General features: G+C 44.4%; 17 protein-coding genes and 2 pseudogenes. 6 read left to right on the forward strand and 13 right to left on the reverse strand.

Annotated elements, in window-relative coordinates; translation table 11 throughout:
- Positions 1-61: 61 nt before the first annotated feature.
- The 4 genes from CEF13_RS23965 to CEF13_RS23980 all read right to left on the reverse strand — a co-directional run bounded on the left by CEF13_RS23965 (position 62) and on the right by CEF13_RS23980 (position 10,343).
- Positions 62-853: an IclR family transcriptional regulator gene (locus tag CEF13_RS23965; protein WP_102714671.1), complete on the reverse strand. Its 792-nt coding sequence runs from the start codon at positions 851-853 to the stop codon at positions 62-64.
- A gap of 197 nt (positions 854-1,050) precedes the next feature.
- Complete coding sequence (locus tag CEF13_RS23970) at positions 1,051-1,701, reverse strand: histidine phosphatase family protein (RefSeq protein ID WP_102714673.1); 651 nt, start codon at positions 1,699-1,701, stop codon at positions 1,051-1,053.
- A gap of 45 nt (positions 1,702-1,746) precedes the next feature.
- Entirely contained in the window at positions 1,747-3,402 is a 1,656-nt protein-coding gene (locus CEF13_RS23975) for a type 2 periplasmic-binding domain-containing protein (RefSeq protein ID WP_166742897.1), read from the reverse strand.
- A 347-nt stretch (positions 3,403-3,749) separates the two neighbouring features.
- On the reverse strand, positions 3,750-10,343 hold the full coding sequence (locus tag CEF13_RS23980) for an S-layer homology domain-containing protein (protein WP_102714677.1): 6,594 nt from the start codon (positions 10,341-10,343) through the stop codon (positions 3,750-3,752).
- A gap of 737 nt (positions 10,344-11,080) precedes the next feature.
- On the opposite strand from CEF13_RS23980, the pseudogene CEF13_RS23985 reads away from it, so the two are divergent.
- Positions 11,081-11,407, forward strand: a pseudogene (locus CEF13_RS23985) (tRNA-binding protein).
- A gap of 270 nt (positions 11,408-11,677) precedes the next feature.
- Here the strand turns inward: CEF13_RS23985 and groL are convergent.
- The 7 genes from groL to CEF13_RS24020 all read right to left on the reverse strand — a co-directional run bounded on the left by groL (position 11,678) and on the right by CEF13_RS24020 (position 19,082).
- A complete protein-coding gene (gene groL / locus CEF13_RS23990; RefSeq protein ID WP_102714679.1) occupies positions 11,678-13,312 on the reverse strand; it encodes a chaperonin GroEL in 1,635 nt (544 codons plus the stop codon).
- An 86-nt stretch (positions 13,313-13,398) separates the two neighbouring features.
- The gene (gene groES / locus CEF13_RS23995; protein ID WP_102714681.1) at positions 13,399-13,680 is read right to left on the reverse strand and encodes a co-chaperone GroES; all 282 of its coding nucleotides are present in this window, start codon (positions 13,678-13,680) and stop codon (positions 13,399-13,401) included.
- A gap of 135 nt (positions 13,681-13,815) precedes the next feature.
- On the reverse strand, positions 13,816-14,115 hold the full coding sequence (locus tag CEF13_RS24000; protein WP_102714683.1) for an ABC transporter ATP-binding protein: 300 nt from the start codon (positions 14,113-14,115) through the stop codon (positions 13,816-13,818).
- Between the two features lie 27 nt (positions 14,116-14,142).
- Positions 14,143-15,282 (reverse strand): glycoside hydrolase family 88 protein, encoded by a 1,140-nt coding sequence (locus CEF13_RS24005; protein WP_102714685.1) that lies wholly within the window; start codon positions 15,280-15,282, stop codon positions 14,143-14,145.
- Between the two features lie 22 nt (positions 15,283-15,304).
- On the reverse strand, positions 15,305-17,140 hold the full coding sequence (locus CEF13_RS24010; protein ID WP_102714687.1) for a heparinase II/III domain-containing protein: 1,836 nt from the start codon (positions 17,138-17,140) through the stop codon (positions 15,305-15,307).
- Between the two features lie 168 nt (positions 17,141-17,308).
- Positions 17,309-17,899 carry a TetR/AcrR family transcriptional regulator gene (locus CEF13_RS24015; protein WP_102714689.1) on the reverse strand — a complete coding sequence of 197 codons (591 nt, stop codon included), beginning with the start codon at positions 17,897-17,899 and terminating at the stop codon, positions 17,309-17,311.
- 22 nt (positions 17,900-17,921) lie between these two features.
- Positions 17,922-19,082 (reverse strand): YhgE/Pip domain-containing protein, encoded by a 1,161-nt coding sequence (locus CEF13_RS24020; RefSeq protein WP_102714691.1) that lies wholly within the window; start codon positions 19,080-19,082, stop codon positions 17,922-17,924.
- Between the two features lie 649 nt (positions 19,083-19,731).
- Between CEF13_RS24020 and CEF13_RS24025 the strand changes: the two genes are divergently transcribed.
- On the forward strand, positions 19,732-19,887 hold the full coding sequence (locus CEF13_RS24025) for a carbon storage regulator (RefSeq protein ID WP_076338376.1): 156 nt from the start codon (positions 19,732-19,734) through the stop codon (positions 19,885-19,887).
- Here the strand turns inward: CEF13_RS24025 and CEF13_RS28615 are convergent.
- Positions 19,853-20,242: pseudogene (locus CEF13_RS28615) on the reverse strand (GAF domain-containing protein); the annotation flags it as partial. The gene CEF13_RS24025 and the pseudogene CEF13_RS28615 sit on opposite strands and share 35 nt — an antisense overlap.
- Positions 20,243-20,799: 557 nt before the next feature.
- On the opposite strand from CEF13_RS28615, the gene CEF13_RS24035 reads away from it, so the two are divergent.
- The 4 genes from CEF13_RS24035 to CEF13_RS24055 all read left to right on the forward strand — a co-directional run bounded on the left by CEF13_RS24035 (position 20,800) and on the right by CEF13_RS24055 (position 24,561).
- Positions 20,800-20,985: a carbon storage regulator gene (locus tag CEF13_RS24035; protein WP_102714695.1), complete on the forward strand. Its 186-nt coding sequence runs from the start codon at positions 20,800-20,802 to the stop codon at positions 20,983-20,985.
- Between the two features lie 173 nt (positions 20,986-21,158).
- On the forward strand, positions 21,159-23,879 hold the full coding sequence (locus CEF13_RS29530; RefSeq protein ID WP_279588947.1) for a flagellin N-terminal helical domain-containing protein: 2,721 nt from the start codon (positions 21,159-21,161) through the stop codon (positions 23,877-23,879).
- A gap of 72 nt (positions 23,880-23,951) precedes the next feature.
- Positions 23,952-24,320, forward strand: coding sequence for a DUF8042 domain-containing protein (locus CEF13_RS24050; protein ID WP_102714697.1), 369 nt, complete (start codon positions 23,952-23,954; stop codon positions 24,318-24,320).
- A gap of 46 nt (positions 24,321-24,366) precedes the next feature.
- Complete coding sequence (locus CEF13_RS24055; RefSeq protein WP_102714699.1) at positions 24,367-24,561, forward strand: YjfB family protein; 195 nt, start codon at positions 24,367-24,369, stop codon at positions 24,559-24,561.
- Between the two features lie 130 nt (positions 24,562-24,691).
- On the opposite strand, the gene CEF13_RS24060 is transcribed toward CEF13_RS24055, so the two are convergent.
- Positions 24,692-25,396, reverse strand: coding sequence for a response regulator transcription factor (locus CEF13_RS24060; RefSeq protein ID WP_102716535.1), 705 nt, complete (start codon positions 25,394-25,396; stop codon positions 24,692-24,694).

The raw sequence follows: 25,396 nt of genomic DNA on the forward strand, positions 1-25,396 counted from the left end.
AAAAAGAAAGCCCGCATATGCGGGCCCTCAATCTCATTTATTTATTCATTTTCAATGATTTTTAGAATTGTTTCAGAACTGCTCCTTTATAACCAAGCTGTTCCGAAATATGTCTACAATGTTCCTTAACCACCGAGCCAATCTCCTGAAAATGTATGCTTTGCAAATCATTTCGTACTCCAGTTACACTTAAAGCCGCAACAACAACTCCCTTATCATCGAATATTGGAGCCCCAATGCAGCGTACGCCTACTTCGCCTTCCTCATCTTCAATAGCATAACCCATTTCTCGAACAGTTGACAAAAAATTCTTAAACGTTAACGGTGATGTGATCGTATGATCTGTAGCTTGAACAAATATTGCATCCTTCAATATCTCATCCAAAGAAGCACTATCGAGGTAAGCCGCCAGCACTTTACCTACCGCAGAAGAATGAAGATGCATGGATTGGCCGATTTTAGTATCGAACTGCACGAATGTAGGAGCGTTCACTTTCTCTATATATACTGCCTTTCCTCTGCTCAAAATCGCCAAATGAACAGTGTATCTCAATTGCTGTGCCAATTTTTCCATATAGGGACGAGCAACCTCACGAATATCATACTTAGACAATGTTTCAATTCCTATATTATATAACTTCATAGTTACCTTGTATCTATTATCATCTACCCTTTCGATGAATTCCATCGTCTCAAGTGTAGACATTATCATAAAAACAGAGGTTTTTGGAATGCCCATCTGTTCGTGAATATCCGTAATTCTCAGCGGCTCATTCGACTTGGCCAGCTTTTCAAGAATCATTAGCCCTTTTTCCAATGCCGGGACAATGTAATTCTTTTTTTCCTTCGTCAATTCCAGTTCCTCCTATCCAATAACTTTTCGTTCGACATGTTAAATTCAATTTCACCATACCAACTACTTTTAATATATCACCAGTTTTTCGCAGTGTCAACGATAGACGATTACTGCCTTTCCTCCTCATACCAAAAAGCCGTACTGCCTATAGTCAGTACGGCTATAAATCAATTGCTGCGATTAATATAACGTTATTACCATGTGTCAACGTAGCTCAAATGATTCGTCGTAGATAGAACTAAATCCCATTTCCTATCCACTTTAATAAGTTTGTGAAGCGAACACATTTTTAAGCTGTATTGTTCCGGCGGATATTTCATTGCTTTACCTGTATCCCATAAGTTCCTAGTCGTTTCCCAAATCGAAGCTCCGTGTCCCACAATAAGAACCGGATCACAATATTGTTGAAATAAATGCTCTAACGTACGGCCAGTACGTTCGAATACTTGGATATCCGACTCATTTTCCGGGAAATTTGGCATAACAGCTGATTGATATTCCTGATTGATACTTGGGAAAATCTCTATAGCCTCTTCGCGCGTAACAATATTCGGAAATTCAGTAAACCATTGCTCGCTTAGCTGTTCCATAAATCCGTATTCAATGTTCACTTTTAAGCCAAGATATTCCGCAATGATATTAGCCGTTTGCAAGGTCCGAAAAAAGGGAGAGGCAAAAATGAATTTCACACCTTCATCCTTAATAAATTTAGCCGTTTCCTGTGCTTGTTTAATTCCATTTCCAGAAAGCGGCGTATCATGAGGACGTCTTGCATAATGCTTCCAATAAGCTTCATCTTCTAAATCGAGTCTCATTCCATGTCGCAAAAGTAAGATTTTGTCCATTATTTGAAATTCCTCCTTACAGATGACAGACGTCACCCTACTCACTTATTTGGACCTGTACCAGTCATTTACTTCTTTTGTAATATCATCTCCACCTTGGCTCTTCCATTGCTCTACAAAAGTATCAAAGGTATTAATGTCTGCCCCTTCGACAATGCTGATAAATGTTTCTTGAAAAAGCTTATCCAGGTTGGCTTGTTTCGTTGCCATTGTCTCGGTTGGCGTACCGAAAAATTCATTATTAATCCATAGATTATTTTTTGTAAGTTTTGCGTAGAGCCCAAGAGAGCCATTTACTCCATATTCCTTGCCAACACCCCATGAATCTTCACCTTCGTTTTTAATCATTTCATAAATCTGAACCGCCGCTGGATGCAGTTTTGAAGTGTCGCCCGAAGCCAATGCAGCTTCAATCGCTGCTTGGAATTGAATGTTTTTCCCCCACGGTTCAGAAACTACAGGAGCGATCTTCCACAAGGAGCTTCCTTCAGGATCGACTGTAGGATTGTCACCCCAATAATGTTCCGCCTGCAAGTTCAGCATTTTAATCAATGCTTCTGGATTCGAATAGCCTTTTTTAAGTACATAGAAACTGCTTGCCGATACCACATTTTTTAGATGCAAAGCAGGCTTATCGTCTATAGAGACAAAAGCAAACGCATCCCATTCCGCTTCCTGATCATTATCTTTGGTCATAAACAGCGGCCATTCAGGAGCCCACCATTTGCCGAAGCTAATTCCTACTTTTCCGGTAACTAGATCTTCCCGAGCTTTGGCTCCGTCATCGTTAATCGTCCATTCTTTGTTGATCAGTCCCTTGCTCTTCATCTCCTGTAAGCTTTTCAAAGCCGCTTTCGTTTCCGGTTGAATCGTCCCGTTCACTAAATTTCCATTAGAGTCTTTGATCCAAGCGTCCGGATAAGCATGATATGCGGCGAAAAAACCGCTCAAGCTATACATATCCCATGATTCTAATCCCGCTTGAAAACCATAGTTTTTAGCTGGATCCAAAGCTTTAAACGCTTCCGCAATAGCAATGATATCCTGAAATGTCTTTGGTTCCTGTATATTCAATTTTTTCAGCCAATCCGTCCGGATCCACATTATGTTTCCTTCTTCCGCAGGGTTAAGCAGTTGGGGAATAAAGTAAAGCTTGCCATCTCTCTTCAATGGCTCCAACGCTTCTTCCGGCAACAGCTCTCTAACTAATGGGGAAGCATGTTCGTAGAAAACATCGGTGATGTCTTCTGCAAGACCCGCTCGGATAATCTGGTCCAACTGATTATATTCTGTATGATGCACTGTGAAAAGATCCGGCAATTCATTTGTAATGATTAGCGAGTTCAATTTCTGAGTGTACTCGCTGCTTGCTGCCATTGCGAGTGTTACATTGAGTTTAATTCCAAGCTCTTCTTCAACAAGCCTTGTCCACTTATTATCCTTTGTCGTTTGTCCATCAGGAAAGTTAACGTCTGAATCCACTCTTCCCACTGCAAAATCCAGTTTAAGCGGCGGATCGTATTTACCGGAAGAGATTGAGCCAGAATTTGTTCCGTTCTCCTGCTCTCCGACTACTGATGAATCGTTACCCTTCGGTGGAGCTGTGTTATCAGCCGTATTATTCGCAGACTTAGAGCTGCAAGATGCCACCAAGAACATAACAAGCGCAATCACCATAAAATTAAAAAAAGTTTTTTTCATGTTAATCCCCCTTATAATTTTATTCATGCGTTAACTCCCTTGAAATGTATGCGCTTACTTACTAAAGTGAAAGGACCCTATATTTAATCCGACAGAGCTTCTTTTAAATAAATATTAAATTTTCACACCTCCATTTAATTCTGTATTTAGAATAATATTTCTATATAACGAATATACGACCTAAAAATACCATACACTCTTCCAATAATCAAGAGAAAAGTACTTTTTATGTGAAAAAATTATATTTAGATACTTTAGAGAACCCTCAGTTGATGTTTATATCGTAATGAAAAAAGCCCGAGTTAACATCCACCCGGACTTTCTTGTATTTGAAAGGGTTGTTCAAATTAATTTATAAAATCTGCTTGAAGCAATAGTCTTAAAATCACTGCAGCTGCTTGTGCCCTAGTTGCCGATTCCTTCGGCTGTAACTGGCCATTGGGCATACCTAAGAGTAGCCCGCTATTAACTGCATCCGCGACCTCCTGCTTCGCCCATCCCGCTATTTGATCGGAATCTGTGAATGCAGCAAGTGATGTCGTCGTTCCTTGGGCCAACGGCTTGCCAGCTATAGACATTGCTTTATTCAGAATAATGGCTATTTCCTCTCGTGTGATCACATCATTCGGCCGGAAGTTGCCATCAGTTCCCCCTTTCACCAAACCTAGCACCACTGCTTTCTCGATCGTCCCGGCATACCATGCGTTTGCTGAAACATCTTGGAATGATGATAACGAGGATTCTGGCGAAAAGCCTAATGCGCGCATAATTAATGAAGTAAACTCAGCGCGTGTAATATTCCGATCAGGCATATATTCAGCATCGCTCGTTCCGAACACAATCCATTTGGAGGCCAGTCTTTCAATGTCTTCCTTCGCCCAATGCCCTTGCAGATCCCCAAACGATTTGTTCATTTCCAGGATAGCGTATCGGCTATTGCTTGGACTATAGAAAGTAACTTCCTTCCCATTAAATACAGCCGGTACGAATGTGAACGTCCCATCATTCTCGATCCTGACAACAGTTGCATATCGACCGTCAACAGCCGTATCAAGAAGCACTGTATGCGGAGTATAAATACCATTAAAGTTCGTAACCTCAACTTTACGGCCATCCACTTCTGCAAATACCATAAATTCGATTACTTTTCCAATGATGGTACCTTTCGATGATTGGATCGACTTCGCTACGGCTTGTTGCTGTTGCTCCGGCAGCTCGGTCATGGTTACAACAAGCTTCCAAGCACTGCTTCCCAACTGCTGTTCTAACGTATGAATATCAATGGCTCCAACTGGAAGTGTTATTGTTGCAATCGGAGAAGTCACGGTAATACTTTTCCCTTGAGCTTGCTGTAAAGTAATGCTAGCTGTTGCTGTATCTCCCTTCATTGAAGCCGTAACCGAGATGGTGCCATTACCGTGATCAATGATTTCCTGTCTGGTATCCTCATCTCTAGGTGCTTGTGGATTATGATTATCGGTATCCGTCGGCGGAGCCGCATTCGCTCTTGTCACAACGATCGAATACTTCTTCTTCGTACCGTCTTGAGCCGTTACTGTAACTGTGATTGTATTCGCCCCTACTGCCAGATTGCTGACCGTATTATTCTTTACAATCAACAAGTCTCCACCTATTAATTCAATCGTAGCACCTGCATCCGTTGAACTAGCGGTGATTGTAACAGATGTTGTGGCGTTAGGTACATTCAATGAATAGCTTCGCACATCCGCTGAGAATCCGTTAACCGTTAATCCATTTACCTTTAGATCACTCAAATCCGCGTTCGATGAAAGTTGGGTGTCTTGAATCTCACTGAGTTTATTCCCAAGTTTAATACGGGCTGCTTCGAGCGCCTCTGGAGACTGGTTCCAACTCTCGAAATCAGTTGCGATACCCTTGCTGATCTCTAATGCCCATTCGCCATATCCTGCTTCCTTCAACATTTCAATGTAGTCATAATCATAGATTCCATCTCTAATGACTTTGAGCCTTAAGGATGGAGCTATTCCTGCCAGACCGGCCTGTTCGCCTGGATAGATGAGAATACCGTCGCCTGGAACATTCTTGCTCGCTTCACTGGCATTCACACTCGTCCATGGATCACTGGACCAGAAATTGATTGTCCAATAGAGCAAACCATTCGACCCGATGCTTTGGTTAATAAATCCCTGACTTATTCTATAATTAATCGGTGCGTAGTCCATCGCCCATTTCGGAGAATACTTGTCCTGGGATAATGCGGTATACGTCCATACCATCGCACCTTTATCCTGCGCTTCTCGGACTACAGCTTTATTATCTTTATAGTAATCGTTAAGAATAGCATAGATGTCGACAATCGGCTTGCCTTCGCCTCCGAGATCCTCATCGGTTAACAAATCGGAATACGGCTTCGTGACCACCAGCTGCTTCACTCCTGCTTGATGCAGGTGATCTGCCCACTCTTTCAACGTGCTGCGGAAATGATCATGGTAGGCCGGGTTATCATAAATATACTCAATTTCATCCGCAGTGTAATTATAGAGCAACAACCGGGGATCATGTTTTATCACCTCTGCAAGAATTTCATCTACAGTAGGAGGCGGATCCATTTCTGTTGCACCCCAATCGGCATTGCTCCAGAAATCCGTGTTCAATGACTTGAGCCCCATCGCTATAAGCTCGTCTTCATCCTCCGGATTCACGCCGGATTCAGGGTTGATTCTATTTCTGAGCAATTCCTTATGGACATTCACATCCCGCTTATAGTCATGAGCAGTTGCGTAATCTCCAGGGGGCTTATCTGCACCTTCACCCCTGATGCCGAATGACGTATGAAGATACGATTTCACTGGCATGACAAAATTCCATACGTTTAGGCTCACCTCTCCAGTGACCTGTCCAGCAGATGTCTGCACCGTATACGTTCCCGTATAGTTGCCTGGAGCCGCATCCGACGGGACATTTACATCTGCCCAGAAAGGCATATTTTCTCCAGCAGCTACTGTATAGGGTATAGCTTTATACTGCGCACTTGCTGATGGCGCTTTTCCGGTGACTGGATCGATGAACGGAATCAACGCATCCGGGAACCAGTCATCGTCAAGCCTATTATTCGTGCCTCCCTGACCGCCCGACGTATGTTTTCCTACTTTAATAAAATGCTCGCGGAACAGATCAATGTGGGAGCTGTCAATCACACTGCCCCCGGGACCCGACAGATTCGATATGTTCACACCCGTTATATCAAAAGCTTCATTGTCCGGTGCTTTGACAACAATTTGAAAGGATGTCGTTTCTCCTTTCGCAGCATACATTTCCGCAGATGTTATACTGCCTATTTCGGACACTTTTCTCGCCCTGTCCAGGCTTCCCAGCGTCCATACATTAAATTCATTGTCAGTTGGTTCTGGCTCTGGCTCTCCAGAGATTGTGTAGTGAAGCGAAACGGGATTTCCAAAGAAATTGTGATGTTTAATAATTGCTTTTACGACCGTATCCTTAGAAATAGTAAAAGGTGACTTATACTCAATGCCTGTTGTAGGATCGCTGCCGTCAGTCGTGTAAAATATTTTATAGCTTGCATCCGTAACAGCAATTCCTGCACCTGTCTTAGTCAACGTCACTGTTGTGGCAGGACTCGGAGATCCGATTATATCCGTTGCTCTGAAATCATGAAGCACTGCGTTGCCGCCAACACTGCCATTTAGGACTGTGCTTCCGAGCAGGATATAATCTCCGCGATAAAGTGCCGTTTCTTTATTCGCGACTGTACTGTTCTCAATAGAGATAACAGACCCTGCATCATACGAATAGATGGTACGTGCACCTTCTGCCGAAACTTGTGAATTTTTAATATGAATCTTAGCATTGCTGTTGTCAATCACAATTACACCTGATGAACCGAAAAATGGTATTTCAGAAATAATTTTTGCATTATTCACATGAAGTATCGGATTGCTTGTCAAATAAATGAACCTGCTCGTTATCGTATTATCGGCAGCTTGTTTCAAGGTAATATTATCACCTATTGTCAATGCTCCTCCAACCAGCTCTAGGTAAATATTACCCTTCATTTTGATGGTTACTGGATGATCGGCCCTTAGGGTAATATTACCGCCGTCAAATACGATCTTTCCTAGGTTATCATCTCCGTCGAAACTATCCGTAATTGTAATTGTACCTGTTCCGCTGCCAATCTCCGCAATTCTGAAGCGCAGCTCAGCAAGGGTAGCAGCCGTGAAGCCATCACCCACACCCGGTGCAGCTAGGAACGTAATTGCAGCTTGAAGTGCTTGCAAGGCGTTATCTATCTCATCCTGAAGAACTCGAGAATCATTGGCGATTCGCTGTGCATTCGCAAGGGCTTCGGCAAAATTCGCCCAACTGAATGCCGTGTAATCAGCATCAACCTTCGCATTCGTCCCCGTCACGCTTTCTATAGCTGCAATAAGATCAAATTTATCGATGAAAGGATAAGGGAAGCCTTGGCTGGCAATTTTCTGTAAATTTGGATAGCCTTTTGCATTGCTGCTGGCTACCGTTTGCCATTTCCAAGTATCTGTGAAATTCCAAGAAAGTGAATTAAATGTAGCTTGTTGATAGAAATCTTCTTCAGCTTTCTCTCCTATTACTCCTCTTTGAGCGACAAAAGCTGTTCCATCCACACCCTCAATATCTTTCCAAACGATGTTATCTGTTATGGATGCAGAAGCATGGGCAGCTCCATATAATTTACCAATGGAAGTGCCTGATATTCTCATATTGATAGCCGCATTATTTTTGACTACTCCAATTGAAGAGTTGATGTTCCCTACAACTCCTCCTGCAATAGCACCGGAGGCCTTCGTCGCCTTTACTTCCCCAGTTGCATAAGAATTCTCGACACGTGATTTTTTAGTAGTACTTGTCTGCTCAACAATAGAACCAACAATTCCACCTACTTCGCTCAAGCCCTCCACCACTGCTATCGAATAACTATTCCTAATCTCGCCATCGGATGTGCTACTGTTGTTTCTCATTCTGCCGGCTATTCCCCCGGCAAAGGTATTCGTACTTGTAATGCGACCCGTCACATAAGTATTTTCAATTAAGCCGCCTGAGTTCATACCGACAATGCCACCCGTGCTGCTGATACTGCTAGAGTAATCAACATTTAAGAGACCCAAGTTTTTAATGACACCACGAGCTGAGCCACTGGAACCTAAATATCCGAAGAGTCCGACATAGGAGATTACATTTCCTGATTCCCATCCTGGATCATACACAATTTTCAAGTTTTTTATAACCTTATAATTACCATCGAATGTACCGGTAAAATAGGTGCTCGAACCAGCTCCATCTCCAATCGGTCGATAACCTTTAATATTTTTCATATCAATGTCATTCGTCAGCTTATAAGAGCCGTTATACGGTAATTTATTAAATCCCGTCCCCATATTTTTGCTCATATACCAAAGCTGCTCTGCTGTACTAATTTGATAAACCCCATCTACCAATGGCGGGAAATTCTCATCCTCTACACGGTCTGGAGATTCAGGCGGTATCCAATTGTCAAGGTTTTTCGGCAATGGTTGATTGATCGTATAGCTTTCAATAACTTCAAATTCACCATTTACCGCATTTCTGTTTTTGGCTATAACTGAGATTGCATCCTTGCTCACATGAACCGTATGGTAGCCGCTTTTAATTTCATCTTCATGAATAGCAGTATACGAACCGGCAATTGACGGATTAAATTTGTAGCCCTCACTAGACCATGCAGAACCGCCAGTAATGTATGTCGTACCTTCGCCCTTTTCAACAACTTTATCGTTATACATCGGATGTGTTCTCAGATACATATGGTCATGACCGGATAATGAAAGATCGATTCCGGCATCATCGAATGCTTTCGCAATGTCCCGATAGTGAGAAATATGATCTCTACGACCAAGATATAGCCCATGATGATAAGTGGCTATCTTCCATTTCGCATCCGAATTTTTGACTACTGTTTTCATCCAGTCCAGTTGTGGTTGAATCGTATTCCATGGTAATTGATCGAAAATATTAAGCACTATGAACAATACGTCACCATATTCGAAGGAATAAGACGTGCCATCCAATATTTTGGCAGCGGCACCTACTACGACGGGCTTGTCACCAGCAGCGCCAGTAACGGCAGGTCCATTCTCAGGTGTATTGAATCTTGCTTTGAAATTCGTGAAATACGGATCTGGAGATTCCCAATTGAGGAAGCCATCGCTCGGGTTGCCTTCATATTCGTGATTCCCGATAGTCGAAACGAGCGGTGTTTTCGTCAATTTATCCTGAATGGACTCAAAGAAGCCCGACCATTGCTCCGACTTATAAGAGTGATTCACAAGATCGCCACTAATTAGCGCGAATGCAGGATCGGGCACATCTTTATAAGCTTCATTCATAGCTGGCTCCAGTGTATCCATGTAACCGGAATAATTATCTCTCTGTGGGTCCGTAAGAAACAGGAAAGTAAAATCTTCAACAATTGCTGGTCTAGTCTTGAAAGTATACATTTCACTCCAATTCTCTGCACCGTCTCCTAATCTATAGACATACTCGGTATCGGCTGCCAAACTAGAGATTTCAACCTTATGCCCGTGTACAGGATCGCTCGAGCCTAGGTTAATATCAGCCTTGACGTATGTTCCAACCTTTCGATATTGAAACGTATGGTTCTCGGTATAATACACTTTAGGCGCATATTCGATAACCGTGTCCTTGATATCTGTATTTGTAATCCAATTAAATCTCAAATTAATAGATTCATTCGAATGGTCATCATACATAAATGTAATTTGAGTTGGTGAGACTCCTACCGAAGTGACCGTATTTACGCTTCCCTCCGCTTGACCAATTGGTGGAAAGCAGGAAAGTAAAATTACCAAGGATAGGATCATACTCATACTTTTTTTAAATGACGAACTGGTTTTTAATTTCAAGTCGATTGCCTCCTGTACAATTAATAATCACTCAATACTTTTTTGATAATAGGCCATAATTGTAGACTATCATGCAGTATTTTACTTTTTTATTGTAAAGAGCCTGACTTAACCTAATTTCCTCCTTCACTTTTGCTGCATACTGTCATAATCTCCGACTTAATGTTTGCGCTTACTTTTCTGACAATGCAGATCTTTCTACATAATTTTAACTATGCCTATTGAAAATAGACCCTGTACACACCCCTTTTCGTTCTGTATACGGAATATATTTTCCTGATTATGAACTTACGTTCTAAAATTATCATATACTTTGTTATTAATCAAGAAAAAAAACTTCAAAATTGTAAATAGAAGTTTTCGTTAACAAAGTATTCATTTCTATTTTCAAGCGCTTGAGTTCTTCCTTTTACTTTAACTTTCAATTATGAAAAGACAATCAAAAAGCGGAGACACCATTGCCTGCCTTAGAAGAATGACCGCCTACTAATACTGCTTAAAATTTAAAATGTCTGCAACTCATACAAGGGAGGTCTAACGGCAACATAACCGCTGTTCCGTTACTTAAATAGCAAGGAATATGAGAGCAAAACGTCGAATGACAAAAATATGGTTATCGCTTCTTGCTTGTTTACTCTTAATAAGATAAACACCACTTTTCGACAAACTTCTTTTCTCTACACTAAACGGTATGAAAGTTAAAGCAACGTAATCTGTAATAGGTGGAGTGAATAATCGTGGCAACAATCAATGATTTTTTGAACTTAGATTCCCGTATAGGTACTGTGACTAAAGCAGAGCCTTTTCCAAAAGCACGAAAACCTGCAATAAAATTAGAAATTGATTTTGGTGAAATCGGTATTAACGTTTTTTTGCCCAAATAACGAGAAGATATGAACGAGAACAACTTATAGGTAGTCAAGTGTCGCAATAGTAAATTTTCCAGTAAGACGAATTGCTGGTTTTGAATCTGCAGTGTTGGTAATTTGAGGTGTTCCAGAGGAAGTGATGTTGTACTATTGAAACCAAATGAGCCAGTTAAAAATGGTACACCGATTGCCTAAAAGAACATTCGGTTGTAGATGTTCATTCAACAAATGGATATCTATAGTTGAAGTTGATTAATCGCTTTTCAATTGGCGGTTTTCTTTGAAAATCAACAACAAGATTAAACATAGTCAAATTAACAAAAAACTTCTCATTAATGTAAAATCTAATGAGAAGTTTTTTATTAAACTATGTGGTTAAAATGTGGTCTAACGGCGTTTCCCTTCCGTTACCTTTCAAGTTTCGGAAGCTTGAAAAGTCTTAATGTACAAGGGTTTAACCCCTTATTACATCATGCCGCCCATACCGCCCATGCCGCCCATATCTGGCATACCAGCGCCAGCACCCTTAGGTTCTGGTTTGTCAGCAACAACTGCTTCAGTTGTCAAGAACATAGCTGCAACTGATGCTGCGTTTTGTAGTGCTGAACGAGTTACTTTAGCAGGGTCAACGATACCCGCTTCGAACATGTTCACCCAAGCGCCAGTAGCAGCGTTGTAGCCGATGCCGATTTTTTCGTTTTTCAGACGCTCAACGATAACCGAACCTTCTTGACCTGCGTTCGCAGCAATTGTGCGAAGCGGCTCTTCAAGGGAACGAAGAACGATATTAACGCCTGTTTTCTCGTCGCCGTCTGCTTTAACAGCTGCAACAGCATTGTATACATTAATGAGGGCTGTACCGCCGCCCGATACGATACCTTCTTCAACCGCTGCACGAGTGGAGTTGAGGGCATCTTCGATGCGGAGCTTGCGCTCTTTCAATTCTGTTTCTGTAGCTGCGCCAACTTTAATTACAGCAACGCCGCCGGACAATTTCGCAAGACGCTCTTGAAGCTTCTCACGGTCAAAGTCGGAAGTTGTTTCTTCCAGTTGAGCGCGGATTTGATTCACGCGAGCAACGATGTCAGCGGAGTTGCCGCTGCCGTCAACGATGATTGTTGTTTCTTTTGTAATGCGTACTTGACGAGCGGAACCAAGGGAATCAACATCTGTTGATTTAAGCTCAAGGCCTAGCTCTTCTGTAATTACTTGGCCGCCAGTAAGAGCAGCGATATCTTGCAGCATTGCTTTGCGACGGTCGCCGAAGCCTGGAGCTTTAACCGCTACGCAAGTGAATGTTCCACGAAGCTTGTTCACTACTAGTGTAGCTTGTGCTTCGCCTTCAACATCCTCAGCAATGATTAGAAGCTGTTTGCCGGATTGAACGACTTTCTCAAGAACCGGAAGGATCTCTTGAATGCTCGCAATTTTTTTGTCCGTGATAAGGATGTAAGGGTTGTCGAGAACCGCTTCCATTTTGTCCGTATCCGTGATCATGTATGGAGAAACGTATCCGCGGTCGAATTGCATACCTTCAACCACTTCAAGCTCAGTTACAAAGCCTTTCGACTCTTCAACTGTGATAACGCCGTCGTTGCCGACTTTTTCCATAGCTTCAGCAATCAGTTGGCCAACTTCATCATCAGCAGATGAGATCGAGGCAACTTGTGCGATCGATTGTTTGCCTTCGATTGGTTTCGAAATGGCTTTAAGCTCTTCAACAGCAGCTTTAACAGCTTTCTCGATACCTTTGCGGATAACCATAGGATTTGCGCCTGCAGTAACGTTTTTCAAGCCTTCACGAATCATCGCTTGAGCTAGAACAGTAGCGGTAGTCGTACCGTCACCTGCAACGTCATTAGTTTTTGTTGCTACTTCTTTAACAAGCTGAGCACCCATGTTTTCGAATGCATCTTCAAGCTCGATTTCTTTCGCAATGGACACACCGTCATTTGTGATGAGCGGGCTGCCGAATTTTTTCTCCAATACTACGTTGCGGCCTTTTGGACCTAGTGTTACTTTAACTGCATTTGCAAGCGCATCAACTCCGCGCAGCATTGCGCGACGTGCGTCTTCACTAAATTTAATTTCTTTAGCCATTATTAAGTAACCTCCTAAAGATATTGTAAGTACATTTGCAATGCACCGTCACCGTCTTGCCTTCTATGTGTCCCTAAAAGGGCTGCTTATCCAAAAATCGCGTGAATGTCGCTTTCTTTCATAATCAAATACTCTTTGCCTTCGTATTTGATTTCAGTACCTGCATATTTGGAGAAAAGAACGCGGTCGCCTTCTTTAACTTCCAAAGCAACACGAACGCCATCTTTCAGCGTACCGCTGCCAACTGCTACCACTTTACCTTCTTGCGGCTTTTCTTTCGCTGAATCCGGCAATACGATACCGCTAGCGGTTGTTTCTTCTTTCGCGATTGCTTCGATCAATACGCGTTCACCCAAAGGTTTGATCATTGAAAATAGCCTCCTTCAAAAATTGTCGCTTATTTTTTTCCGTTAGCACTCATGACCTTCAAGTGCTAACAACTATTTTTATCATACTCATTTTCGTAATGGATTTCAAGTGCTTGGCATGAATTTGCCGTTTTTTTACACGATACTTAGAGGAACAACAATCAGGCCCGTCTCTTCCTCCCTCCTGATCGCAACATTTACGCCATATATGTCCTTCATAGCCTGCTCTGTAATGACTTCCTCCGGCACTCCAGCCATGAGCATTTCACCGTTTTTCATCACCATAATCGTATCGCTATATCGAACCGCTTGATTGACATCATGCTTTTCATATTCTAACGTTAAATCATGAACAGGCAGCAATGGACTAATGAAGCCATACAGCCGATCAGGTTTCGAAATCCTGATCGGCTGTTCTAATGAAAAAAGCTTCATTTTTAAAGCTACCCCTATCATCCACTCCTACCAGAACGTCGTGGAATCTCCTCTTAGTCTTGCTAAGCCTTCTACAAAGAAATAATCGCCATAAATAAGCGGAACATCAATATTTCTTCGTTCCGGATAATGACTCGTGCCATGCAGGATTAACCCCTCTTCGCCCGGATCATCCCAAGCCCCATAGATCTCATACAAGGATATCAGCATTTTCTCTCCTGCAAGCTGATAAAGAGTAGCTTCCTCCTGCGGCACAGAAGCCGCAATTTCGAGCAAACCGCAAGCTGCACAAGCTCCCGCCGATGTATCACGATACCTTTCTACGCCAGACGGCAAACGGAAGTCCCAATGAGGAACAGAATCCTCGGGCAGATTCGCAATGAAGAAATGCGCTACTCGCTTCGCTGCCTCAAGATATCTCTTCTCTCCCGTATAACGGTAGCTTAGCGCCAAGCCATATATCGCCCATGAAGCTCCGCGCGACCAAGCCGAGTTCGGCGCATATCCCTGCCCGCCATTCACGCTCTCAAACTCCCCTGTTTGAGGATCAAAGATAACAATATGATTAACTGACCCATCTTCTCGAATGAAATGGGCAAGCACTGTGTCGGCATGCTCCATTGCCACATGTTTAAATCTCGGGTCGCCAGTCGTCTCGCTAGCCCAATAAAGCAGAGGCAAATTCATCATGCAATCTATAATAGCCCAGCCTTCGTTCCGACCTCCTTCCCCCCAAGGATTCCATGCTCTTATGTAGTTCCCCTTAACGTTAAATCGGCCGCTAAGCACGCTCGCAGCAAGCAGCGCTCGTTTCCGCGACTGGTCCTCGCCAAGCAGCTTATATCTGGCAACACTAGTCAGCGACCACATAAAACCGATGTCATGATCAAGCCGATCATAACCGATCAGTACCTCATCGAGCTGTTTTTCGCAGGCTTCCGCAATATCCTTATAACGCTCGTCTCTAGAAGCGGGATCACGGTACAATAACCATAACAGTCCCGGCCAAAATCCTGCTGTCCACCAATTTGGCGCTTCCAGCACGTAAGCTCCATCTACGCTGGCATGCGGAAATCTGGCGCCAATGCGCTCGCTCGTTCGCGCTACTTTCCTATGTACATTCTCCCACGCTTCTTCCAACCAATTGTTCTGCTCCAAACCTTTCAGCTCCTCGCTTCAAATCTATCCTTTATGATTCAAACTGAAATATAAAATGACCAATGATACGATTAGTATCCTCTAAGATCGGTCTGAAATCCAGCGTGTACCAGAAGCGTTCACGGCCATAATGATCCATATCGCTTCTAGCGGTTACAATGGGCTCCCATGCGAGATAATCATAGTACACCCCCAGCTGCCTTTTCCCTAGTAATCGCATTTGCCCTTCTTTAACATGAATCGGATGAAGGAAAGTTATAAAACGCTCGACGACGGATTGATTCTTCGTTCCCGCAGCAACATCTTTAAATACAATCGTATCCGTTAGTGTCAAAGCAGGCAGCTCGTCTTTATTCCAATAAAAACTGCGCTCAACCAGATCCAGCTGCTCATTCTCATAGGCTTCGTGTAAATGGATTGTCAATTGATCGTACTCATTATTCGTCACCGCTTCTTGAATGGTTGCCCGAAACTGTCTTCCGCTCCTCTGGTGCTGCCCTCCGATAATCGGCACAGAATGTCCATGAGAGCCGTTGCACCAGAGCGTGTACCGATCTGGGCCAAAATATTGTGCTGTATACATGCCGCTGCCCAGGTCGGCCAAATATGCTTCTCCATCAGCATGCACGATAAATTGTCCCGCATCATTATGATTATGCGGCTCATCATTATGTCCGCCTTTTGCCGCGAAGCTGTAGCTGCCTCCAGTATCTGTTACGTGACGCGACAGCAGCCACTGTGTACCCGGCAAATAGTGCGACTCCGCTGGCCATATTGTTCGGTTCGGCCCTTCATTTAGAGTGGTGTGCTCCTTCTTTGTCCATAGCAAATTACGTATAGCCGGTGCCCAGCGGCCACAGTGATCTGCAGCATAAGATGCTCGGAGACTCATATCCGGAATTACAACATCCTCATACTCATCATGCAGACACCAGCTAAGTCCCATGAATATACCGCATTCAGACATACAATCGGAGAAATTGACGACCGTATTGCCGCCGGTAAAACATTTCTGTTGAAAGCGTGCCATTTCCTTTACCTTCTTAGAAGCAAATAAATTCACGCGGCCAGCTGTCGCAGCCTTTAAAAGCTGAGCGAAATAAACATAATAGCCGAAGCCGTACTGCCAATAGTTATAGCCTTCCAGGCATGCCCCATCATCGCCGAAGCCGGTTAAATAACTTTCGAGCGCCTCAAGCACCCTCTCCAACACTTGAGCCAGTCGCTCCGTACTCTCAATCAGATGAATGGAAGCCGCGCCTATCGAGCCTGCGCATACCGCAGCCCAGTTATGATCAGCCTTCTCCCAGCCGTAAGGGCCTTCTTCTAGAAATGGCTGAAGCAGTCGCCGTTCAATTTCTTCCCTGATCCGCTTTCGGAGCAAATCAGGCATCTCGTCTTCGGTTAGCAGCAGCACCTCACTCAGTGCAAAGCCCGTCTCTGCAGCAAATAAATCAATTTCCGTTCTTTCTGAAGACTTATTGTAGTGGGCTGGAAGACACCAAGTATACTCATTGCATATGGACCAAACGATATTATGAAATGCCTCTTTGTATGCCTCATTGTCAGGCTCCAGCATCGACATAATCGTGAACGCATTCAGCCTTTTTCGCCTTTCGAAATAAACACGCTCATAGCTCAGCCTCTCGCCTGTTTCATCAAATTTTTGAAAGAGGGAGTAAGTTAGCTCTGAATCACTTTCCAGGACCATCCGCTTTGCTTCCGCTCTGATTTCAGCAATAAGCGGTTGATTCCACTCCGAAAGCATCCTTTCTTTCAACTGAGAGATCGTGCCGCCTGCTGCAAGTAAGGAAAGACCTTGCTTTCTGCTTTGATCAAGCATGTCTTTCATTTGCTCTTTTCTCATTTTTGAATATCGCTCCGTTTCTTCCCTCGCTTTTATCTTATCTGTTCATTCGAAAGGTATAATTGCTCTGTACCACCTATTTTAGCAGATTGCGATTAACAATTACTTCCTTATTTTGCACAAAAAAAGACCGCTCTGCGATTTCTCGCAAACGGTCTCTGCACCATGCTATTTTTTGTTGTACTGTAGGGCGTTTAAGACGAACTGAGTTAGATCATCAACCATGAGATCAAGACTGGTCTCCTCTTCCTCAATTAAAACATCCCAGTAAGCGCTATTTCGATGAAACAGCATCAATCGGATAACAGACATTAACGTCCCATCCAGTGAGCGGAAATGAAATAGCCCCTGATCTCGTCCCTGCTCCAGCCATTCTCTTAGCTTCTGCCAGATCGGCATAACATGATCTTGAATTTTTCGAATGCGGGGAGTATTAATCATGATTTCCTGCTGAATGATGCTAATCAGCTCTTCATCATGGTTACGAAATGTGATGACTTCGCTAATAATGAGTTTAACACCCTCTACAGGAGTTAATGACGGATCGATTTCTGCAATTTGATTATTTGGAAAAAAGTGTTCGAATAGAGCGCCAAACATATTTTCTTTTCCGCCAAAATGATACGACACGAGCGCGACATTAGCGCCTGCTACTTCGCATATTTGCCGGATAGTCGTTTTTTCGAACCCTTGTTGGGCAAACAGCTTTTTAGCTGCTAACAATATTTTTATTTTGATGTCCGCGTCTTCTGCTGTCATATTGATCCTCCTACTATTAGGATTATGCCCTTTGATTAGCGACCGCTGGCGATGTTTGCTCAATCGACTTACGGTTCAAGCCCACTCTCAGCATGCTTACCGCAATTGCCACGACGAGAACAAGAAGAAGTACCCAAACGTCCGAGGTTGCAGCGGGTCCACCGAACAATATATTCATAATGCCTTCCACCGCATACGTTGCAGGAAACAAATCTCCAAGCTTAATGTAGAAGTCTGACAACAGCTCACGAGGCACGATTGCGCCCGACGTAACGAGTTGAGCAGACAACAGCATAATATTAAACAACATGCCCGCCATGCCGAACAGGTAAAGAAACATTTGAGTAACAAAGATGAACGTAAGCAGGAATAATAACTGGAACAACCATAAATGAAGGAAACCCTGCTCCATTTGTCCGCCGAAGGAAGCGAGCAGCGAAGATCCAACTAATGATATAAAGACCGACGCTATCACATTCACCAAGCTTTTGGCAGCAAACCTGTGCCATTTGCCGGTAGTAGCGCTGATTACCATAGTGGATTGCTCAAAGTTCATTCCCATAATCATAGCACCTACGAAGGAAGCAAGCACCATCATCATCGGAACCATTTGATTGCTCATATTTTTTACTACATTCGTAGACTGAATATCTGATGTCACGCGCTGGGACAATCCCTGTGCCGCCGCTGCCGCTTGCTCAGCCGGCATATTCATGCTTCCAAGAACGTTTTGGACGCCTGCAGCAACTGCTTGCCCGTTTACCTCTGCCGTAATTTTCGCAGCAGCTCCGGTCATAATGCTCTTGATGAGAGCCGGATTCGATTCATTTATGAGATATTGAATAGATGCAGCACTATCAGCGGATGCCACCTTCTGTGAGAAATCAGCTGGGATGACCACAATCATCTGCAGCTCGCGATTGTCGAGCTGCCCCTTGGCTTCCTCTAGCCTAGCTGCCTGAGTCATAGCGAAAGGAAGATTCTTTATCAATCCATTTGATATTTGCTCACCCATCTGTTGATCCTCATTCACCACTGCAATGCGAAGCTGATCCACTCGATCTGTTACCCCGTTGTAGCCCGTCATCCATATGACCGAGAAAATAACCTGGAACATGATGGCTGTAATTATTCCTACCCACGTCGAAGGACGCTTCATAAATGCTTGTAATGCTTTTTTCATACGTAACCACTCCTAATCTCTATTTAAACAACCGTTTTAAACGATTGTTTAAATATGAAGCATATGAGCCTGTTTTGTCAATAGGGCAGCTTCAAAAAATTTGAAGTTTGGGGTTTGCTTTGCTTAGGGGGGAAGTAATATTTTCACTATAGCCTTCTGTTAGAAAGGATGATCCTCTGCTCTGACTGGCCGCAGTCGCTCTCCTGCTATTCATTCGCATCGAATCAACGTTTTTACAGCCAATTATCTTTGTAATCTGTTTCTTTCGCATGCTTTATCTCGAACGCGAACTTAAAGTTTTCTTTGAGTTTCATTAATAGGCTAATCTACCATGATAAAATACAAGGAGGAAAATCGCTATGAAAAGGCAATGGTCAGCTTATTTTTAGCGTTGCTACTGAGCTTTCCCCTCCCTGCTGCTCAAGCAGTAGGGGAGGGTACAAAGTCAGACAAATCGCTAAGGAGTAAGTAGTAAAAATATTAGCAGTTGAAAAAGGAAATGGACAACTTGACCCTAAAAGGGTAACAACCAATAGTTACAAACAAGAAAGTTACTGTTGGAGGAAGCAATACGGAAACTTCAATTGAACGAATGATGATAATTCTCGTAAAAGATGTTCAAATCACATACGGTAAAGGAGTGAGTCTGATGCTGGTCGTTGGAAGAAAACCCGGACAATACATAGTGATCAACGAAAAAATTATCATAAAGGTAATTAAAAGTGAAGAGGGGCACTTACGCTTGGCTATTGAAGCGCCAAAAGATATCTCTATCGTTCGAGGAGAATTGCTAAATCAAGAATAAGCACAAGTATCTCGATTTTTAATGCAAGCTTTCGTTTCGGCAGCTTTGAACTAGTCCAATAGCTGCAGTTCACTTGAGCATTATCTTGTAATTGCCAGAGCTTCAAATTGACCATTCGCGAGAATACCATTTCCAATACTTCCAAACGGTCTGAATTAATAGCACCGGATGTTAGACTATTTTCCAGGTACAAAACGCCGTCCCGGTTATCCGGATAACGAATGGGCAAGCACAAAATCGACTTGGATCGTCTCCGTTGGATATATGGATCGGATGCAAATATACTTTTTCGAGCTTGCCCCAGAACGACGGATTCCCGCGTTCGCATCACGAATTGAACAACCCCAGTAGATAAAGGTCTTGGATATCCATGGGTCTCCCTCGACTCCGGTTGATTTCTTTCTCAGCCTCTACAACCAATTTCCCCTCTCTCTCCAACAGGATTATTCCCCTTTCGGCATCGGCATTACGGATTACCAGTTCAAGGAAGTCCCAAAGCAAATCCGACTCTGCACGAGATTTGGGGAGGTACTCCTTTTTTTCACGCATTAAAAACTCAAGCCCAGTAAGGCTTTCGAATTTTGAAATTCTCTCAACTTTCAAAAAAGTTTTTTGCAAAAAGACTAAACATTTCAAATAAATTGTCGATATATAAATTAATCACATATCCGATTACTCATGGACGAGTAAATACGCATGTAGTTTCAAGGAGGAACACTTGAAACAGATGCCTATTTATTCGTCCTTTTGTTGTTTAAATGTCGTTTTTTGACAATTGAATAATTTATTAAATAATTACGAGACTTAGGATGAGCAAATAAGTCGCCGTCATTCTTCAGGAGGAAGAAGGGCAGCGACCTGTTTGCTCATTTTTTTATGTCAATATAATAAGCGGGATAAGGGGATGAGCCAATGCTCGTGTTAGGGAGAAAACCCGGAGAATATGTGCTGATCGACGACAACATTATGGTAAAGGTCATTAAGAGCGATGAAGGCCATTTACGCTTGGCAATTGAAGCACCGAAGCATATTGCTATTGTTCGTGGAGAGTTATGGGAAGAAAACAATATAGCTTTAGAAATGGCAAAAAAGGTCTAAACCTCTGCCACTTAAGGACGAGTGGTGAAATCAAGGAAGATAACAGTTTGACTTACAATTCCTTGTTTTGGATTAGCGCGCAATCCATCAATGACTTGTGAGTACAGGGTATGCGCTTCAAAGGATGCCAACGGATAGGCATCCTAAAACACACCACATGGAGGTAATGAGAAATGAGAATTAACCACAACATTGCAGCACAGAACACGCACCGCCAATTAGCAGGTAACACAGGAGCAGCAGGCAAATCTTTAGAGAAATTGTCTTCCGGTCTTCGGATCAACCGTGCGGGCGATGACGCTGCAGGCCTTGCGATTTCCGAAAAAATGCGCGCACAAATCCGCGGATTGGATCAAGCACAGCGCAACTCCCAAGATGCTATTTCCCTTATTCAAACAGCAGAAGGCGCGTTGAACGAGACGCATTCTATCCTGCAACGTATGCGCGAGCTGGCAGCACAATCGGCGAACGGCACGTACTCCGGCGAAGATCGTCAGGCGATTCAGGAGGAAATAAATCAATTGACTTCCGAAATCAACCGGATCGGCAACACGACGGAGTTTAACTCCAAGAGCCTGCTGAAAGGCGAACTGAACGTACAGAAGGTGTCCACTGCCAGTGTTACAGGCGGAGCAGTCTCCGGCAATATTTCGATTACGGACTTGAATACGAAAGCAACGGCTACAGGTTCTGCGCTTGGCAAAGTTAGCTTCTCTGCAGTTGGCGGCAGCACGGTAACAGGCAGCGTGGCTTACAATAAGCGGTCTGAAACGAACAGCGGCCCGAATGTTAATGGTACGTCTGCGACAGCTACGGGTAATGTGAATGTTGCTACCACTTTGGGAGCGGGCTTTAGTGTTATTGACGCTACTAAAACCGGAGCGACAATTACCTCGGCTGAGGCATATACCGGACATGCTGCTGCCGGCTCTGGTCCAAACGTAACGGCTGGCAATAACGAGCTGACAATTGATCTGAACGGCACTATTAAGACAATTTCGCTTTCAGTAGCGGATTACAGCACTACCGGATCAGCAGACGATTTTATTGCAGATCTTCAAACGCAAATTCAGGCTCAAGGCGGCGACTTCGCGACTGTAACAGTAAAGTTTGACGCAAACAACAAGATTGTGTTCAAAACTGCCGACGCTACTGATACCTTCTCAATCGCAGGTGGCGGCGCGCTGACGCACTTGTCCACTACGGGCGACGGTGCTGACCTCGTAACTGGTGCCGACACGGTTAACAACAAACTCACGCTGACCGTAGGCAACGATACGAAAACAATCAGCTTGGCCGCAGCCGATTACAATATGACTACTATCGCTGGACGCGACAGTTTCTTGCAAGATCTTAACGACAAGCTGGAAACGGCTTTCGGCACAGGCAACGCGGTGGCGTCTTTCAACGCCGACAACGCGCTTGTCATTACGAACAGTCTGACTGGCAGCGCGAGCACCATTACTAACATCTCCGGTTCCGCAGCAGCTAGCCTCGGTCTGGATGCAGGCAAAGCGGATTACGTACAAGGCACGGAGAACAACCAGTTAACGATTACGCTGAACAACGAAACGCGTACGGTCACCCTGGATACAAATAATTATAGTGCTGGCGGGGATGATGGTGCAGAAGATTTTGTTGCTGATGTTCAAGCGAAAATCCAGGCGCTGGGCGGCAATTTCGCTAGCGTCACGGTTGGCTTCGATAACAACAACAAAATTGTGTTCACAACTGCAGATTCTTCGGATGAGTTCACGATTGATGGCGGCGGCGCAGCAGCGCTTATCGGAACATCGTTCACAACAGGCACTGAGGGTTTGGGCAACAACCAACTGTCCGTGACAGTTGGCGGTGCCACGAAAAACATTACATTGGCTGACGGCAACTATGATTTTACTGTGGCAGGCGATCGCTCAACATTCCTGACCGATCTTAACAGCAAGCTGGATACGGCTTTCGGCACAGGCAACGCGGTGGCGTCTTTCAACGCTGACAACGCACTTGTCATTACGAACAGTCTGACTGGCAGCGCGAGCACGATCGGCGCAACTACAGGCAGCGCGGCTTCCGCGCTGGGCCTCGGATCGGCAGCGCTGCAGCAGGGTCACAATGCCAACAATACCGGCACGCTGACGATTGACGGCATTGACGTCAATATTTCGCTGACCGCAGGCAATTACACAGCTGGCGGTCTAGCATCCGACCTGCAATCGCAGATCAGAGCGGCTGATCCTGCTCTTGCCAACGCAACGGTAAGTCTGGAAGATGGCAAATTCGTCATCTCCGCTGGAACTCAAGGAAGCAAAGGTTCGGTAACGATCGGCGCGGACGAGCTGGCGAAAACATTGAAGCTGACTGCTTCCGAAGGCGCTAAATCGACAGTTGGAGCCGACGCTGTAGATCAAGGCCTCAAAATGCAAATCGGTGCAAACAACGGACAAACGTTGACCGTTGACATTGGAGATATGCGTTCCCTGGCACTTGGTATTTCCGGTAAAGGCGCTGGCGCTGCACAAGGTTCTGTGGCCGGTGCTGCGTTCACGTCCACTCAATCGGTAACGAACGGAACCAACAATACCGGTGCTGAATACGGTCTGGATGTGACAACATCGGATAAAGCAACAGCTGCGATCGAAGTACTGGACAACGCGATCAAAACTGTCTCCAACGAGCGTTCCAAGCTGGGTGCGTTCCAGAACCGTCTGGAGCATACGATCAACAACCTTGGAACTTCCGCAGAGAACCTGACGGCTGCCGAGTCACGTATCCGCGACGTCGATATGGCTAAAGAAATGATGGAGTTTACAAAAAACAACATCCTTTCCCAAGCTGCGCAAGCGATGCTGGCGCAAGCGAACCAACAGCCGCAAGGCGTTCTACAGTTGCTCCGTTAATATTATCCTTATCAAAGGGGACTCTAGACTCTCTAGGGTCTCCTTTTTCATACTCCGAAATGAGGTCGTGAAATGGAAAAATACATCGATGTCATGGACAAGACGCTAAAGCTGTCCGAAACCTGTCTAGAGGCGATTGCGCATATCAAAGCCAAGCTTAACGAAGGACAATTTGAGGAAACGAGCTCGCTCATGAGCAATGTCGTGGAGGGTTTCTACCATTTGGAGCAAGCGCTGCCCGCACTACTGAAGCGGCTTCCGGCCAACAACATTGAACAGCTTGTTCAACAGCTGCAGCAATCGCTCGAACGGGTCGTCACTGCCTACGAACAGGAACAGCCAGGACAGGTGCAAGAAAAGCTACAATTCAGTCTGCAACCGGCATTCCTCGTCTTACACCGCGAGCTGGAAGTCGTCCTTCGTCCCTATACATTATCGTAATTCGTTACACGAAGGTACTAACGGTCGGAAAGGCAGGTGAACTGGTATGGACGTAGCAGCATTGTCCATCACGTTAAACCAGTCCAGCGTCAAGCAAGCGGCGTCGCTGGCAACGGTGAAAACGGCTATGAATACGGCAACTAATAATGCGGAGGGCATCGTAGACCTGTTGAAGCAGGCGCAAGCCGTGCAGCAATCAGCACAGCCGCATCTCGGCGGAACCATCTACCTTAAAGTTTGAGCAACATACAACGAAACAATGAACAGCCTCCATCCTTTCGCCGGGATTGGGGCTGTTTTGCGTTGTAAGGGAGGATATTAAAATGAAAGCAAACCACATTCGCTAACATTTCAAACTTATCTGTATTTCGTTATGTTCGCGCTTGCAACGCACTTCTGGCAACCAGCATATAACCGGCCCCCCGAATCGTAATGATTCTCTCAGGATTGGCAGGGTCAGCCTCGATTTTTTTGCGTAAATTACTGATGTGTACAGCGACCGTTCTCGTATCCTCCAGACTCTCCATTCCCCAGATGAGCTGAAACAACGCATCGACACTGACGACACGATTAACGTTTTGTGCCATATAGGACAGTAGACTGAACTCTTTTTTCGATAAAAAGATGGGTTCACTACCCATGTTGACGGACTGTGCGTAGAAATCCAGCGTCAAACCCGGTAACTCCAGCAGTTGTTCCCTTCTGCCCGTCGACACTCTGCGAAGGTGAGCCTTAATCTTGGCCATGAGTACTCCCGGACTGAACGGTTTGGTCACATAATCGTCGCCGCCATAGGATAATGCGCTGATTTTCACCTCGTCTTCCTCACGGCTGCTCAGAAACACGATCGGCGCATTCGTGTAGCTACGTGCGTTCCTGCACCAATCTATGCCGTTTTCATTAGCCAGCAGTACATCCAGTACAATCAAATCCGGCTCGAACGATGCAAGCAGCTTCATGGCTTCTGTCCCGCTATGACTGTAGGAGGATATGAAACCTTCCCTCTCGCAATACACCTGAACAATCTCGCATATATGGGGATCATCATCGACGATCATTATTTTGTGCGTGTTCAC

This window comes from Paenibacillus castaneae (genome assembly GCF_002884445.1).
In the GTDB taxonomy this organism is placed as follows: domain Bacteria; phylum Bacillota; class Bacilli; order Paenibacillales; family Paenibacillaceae; genus Pristimantibacillus; species Pristimantibacillus castaneae.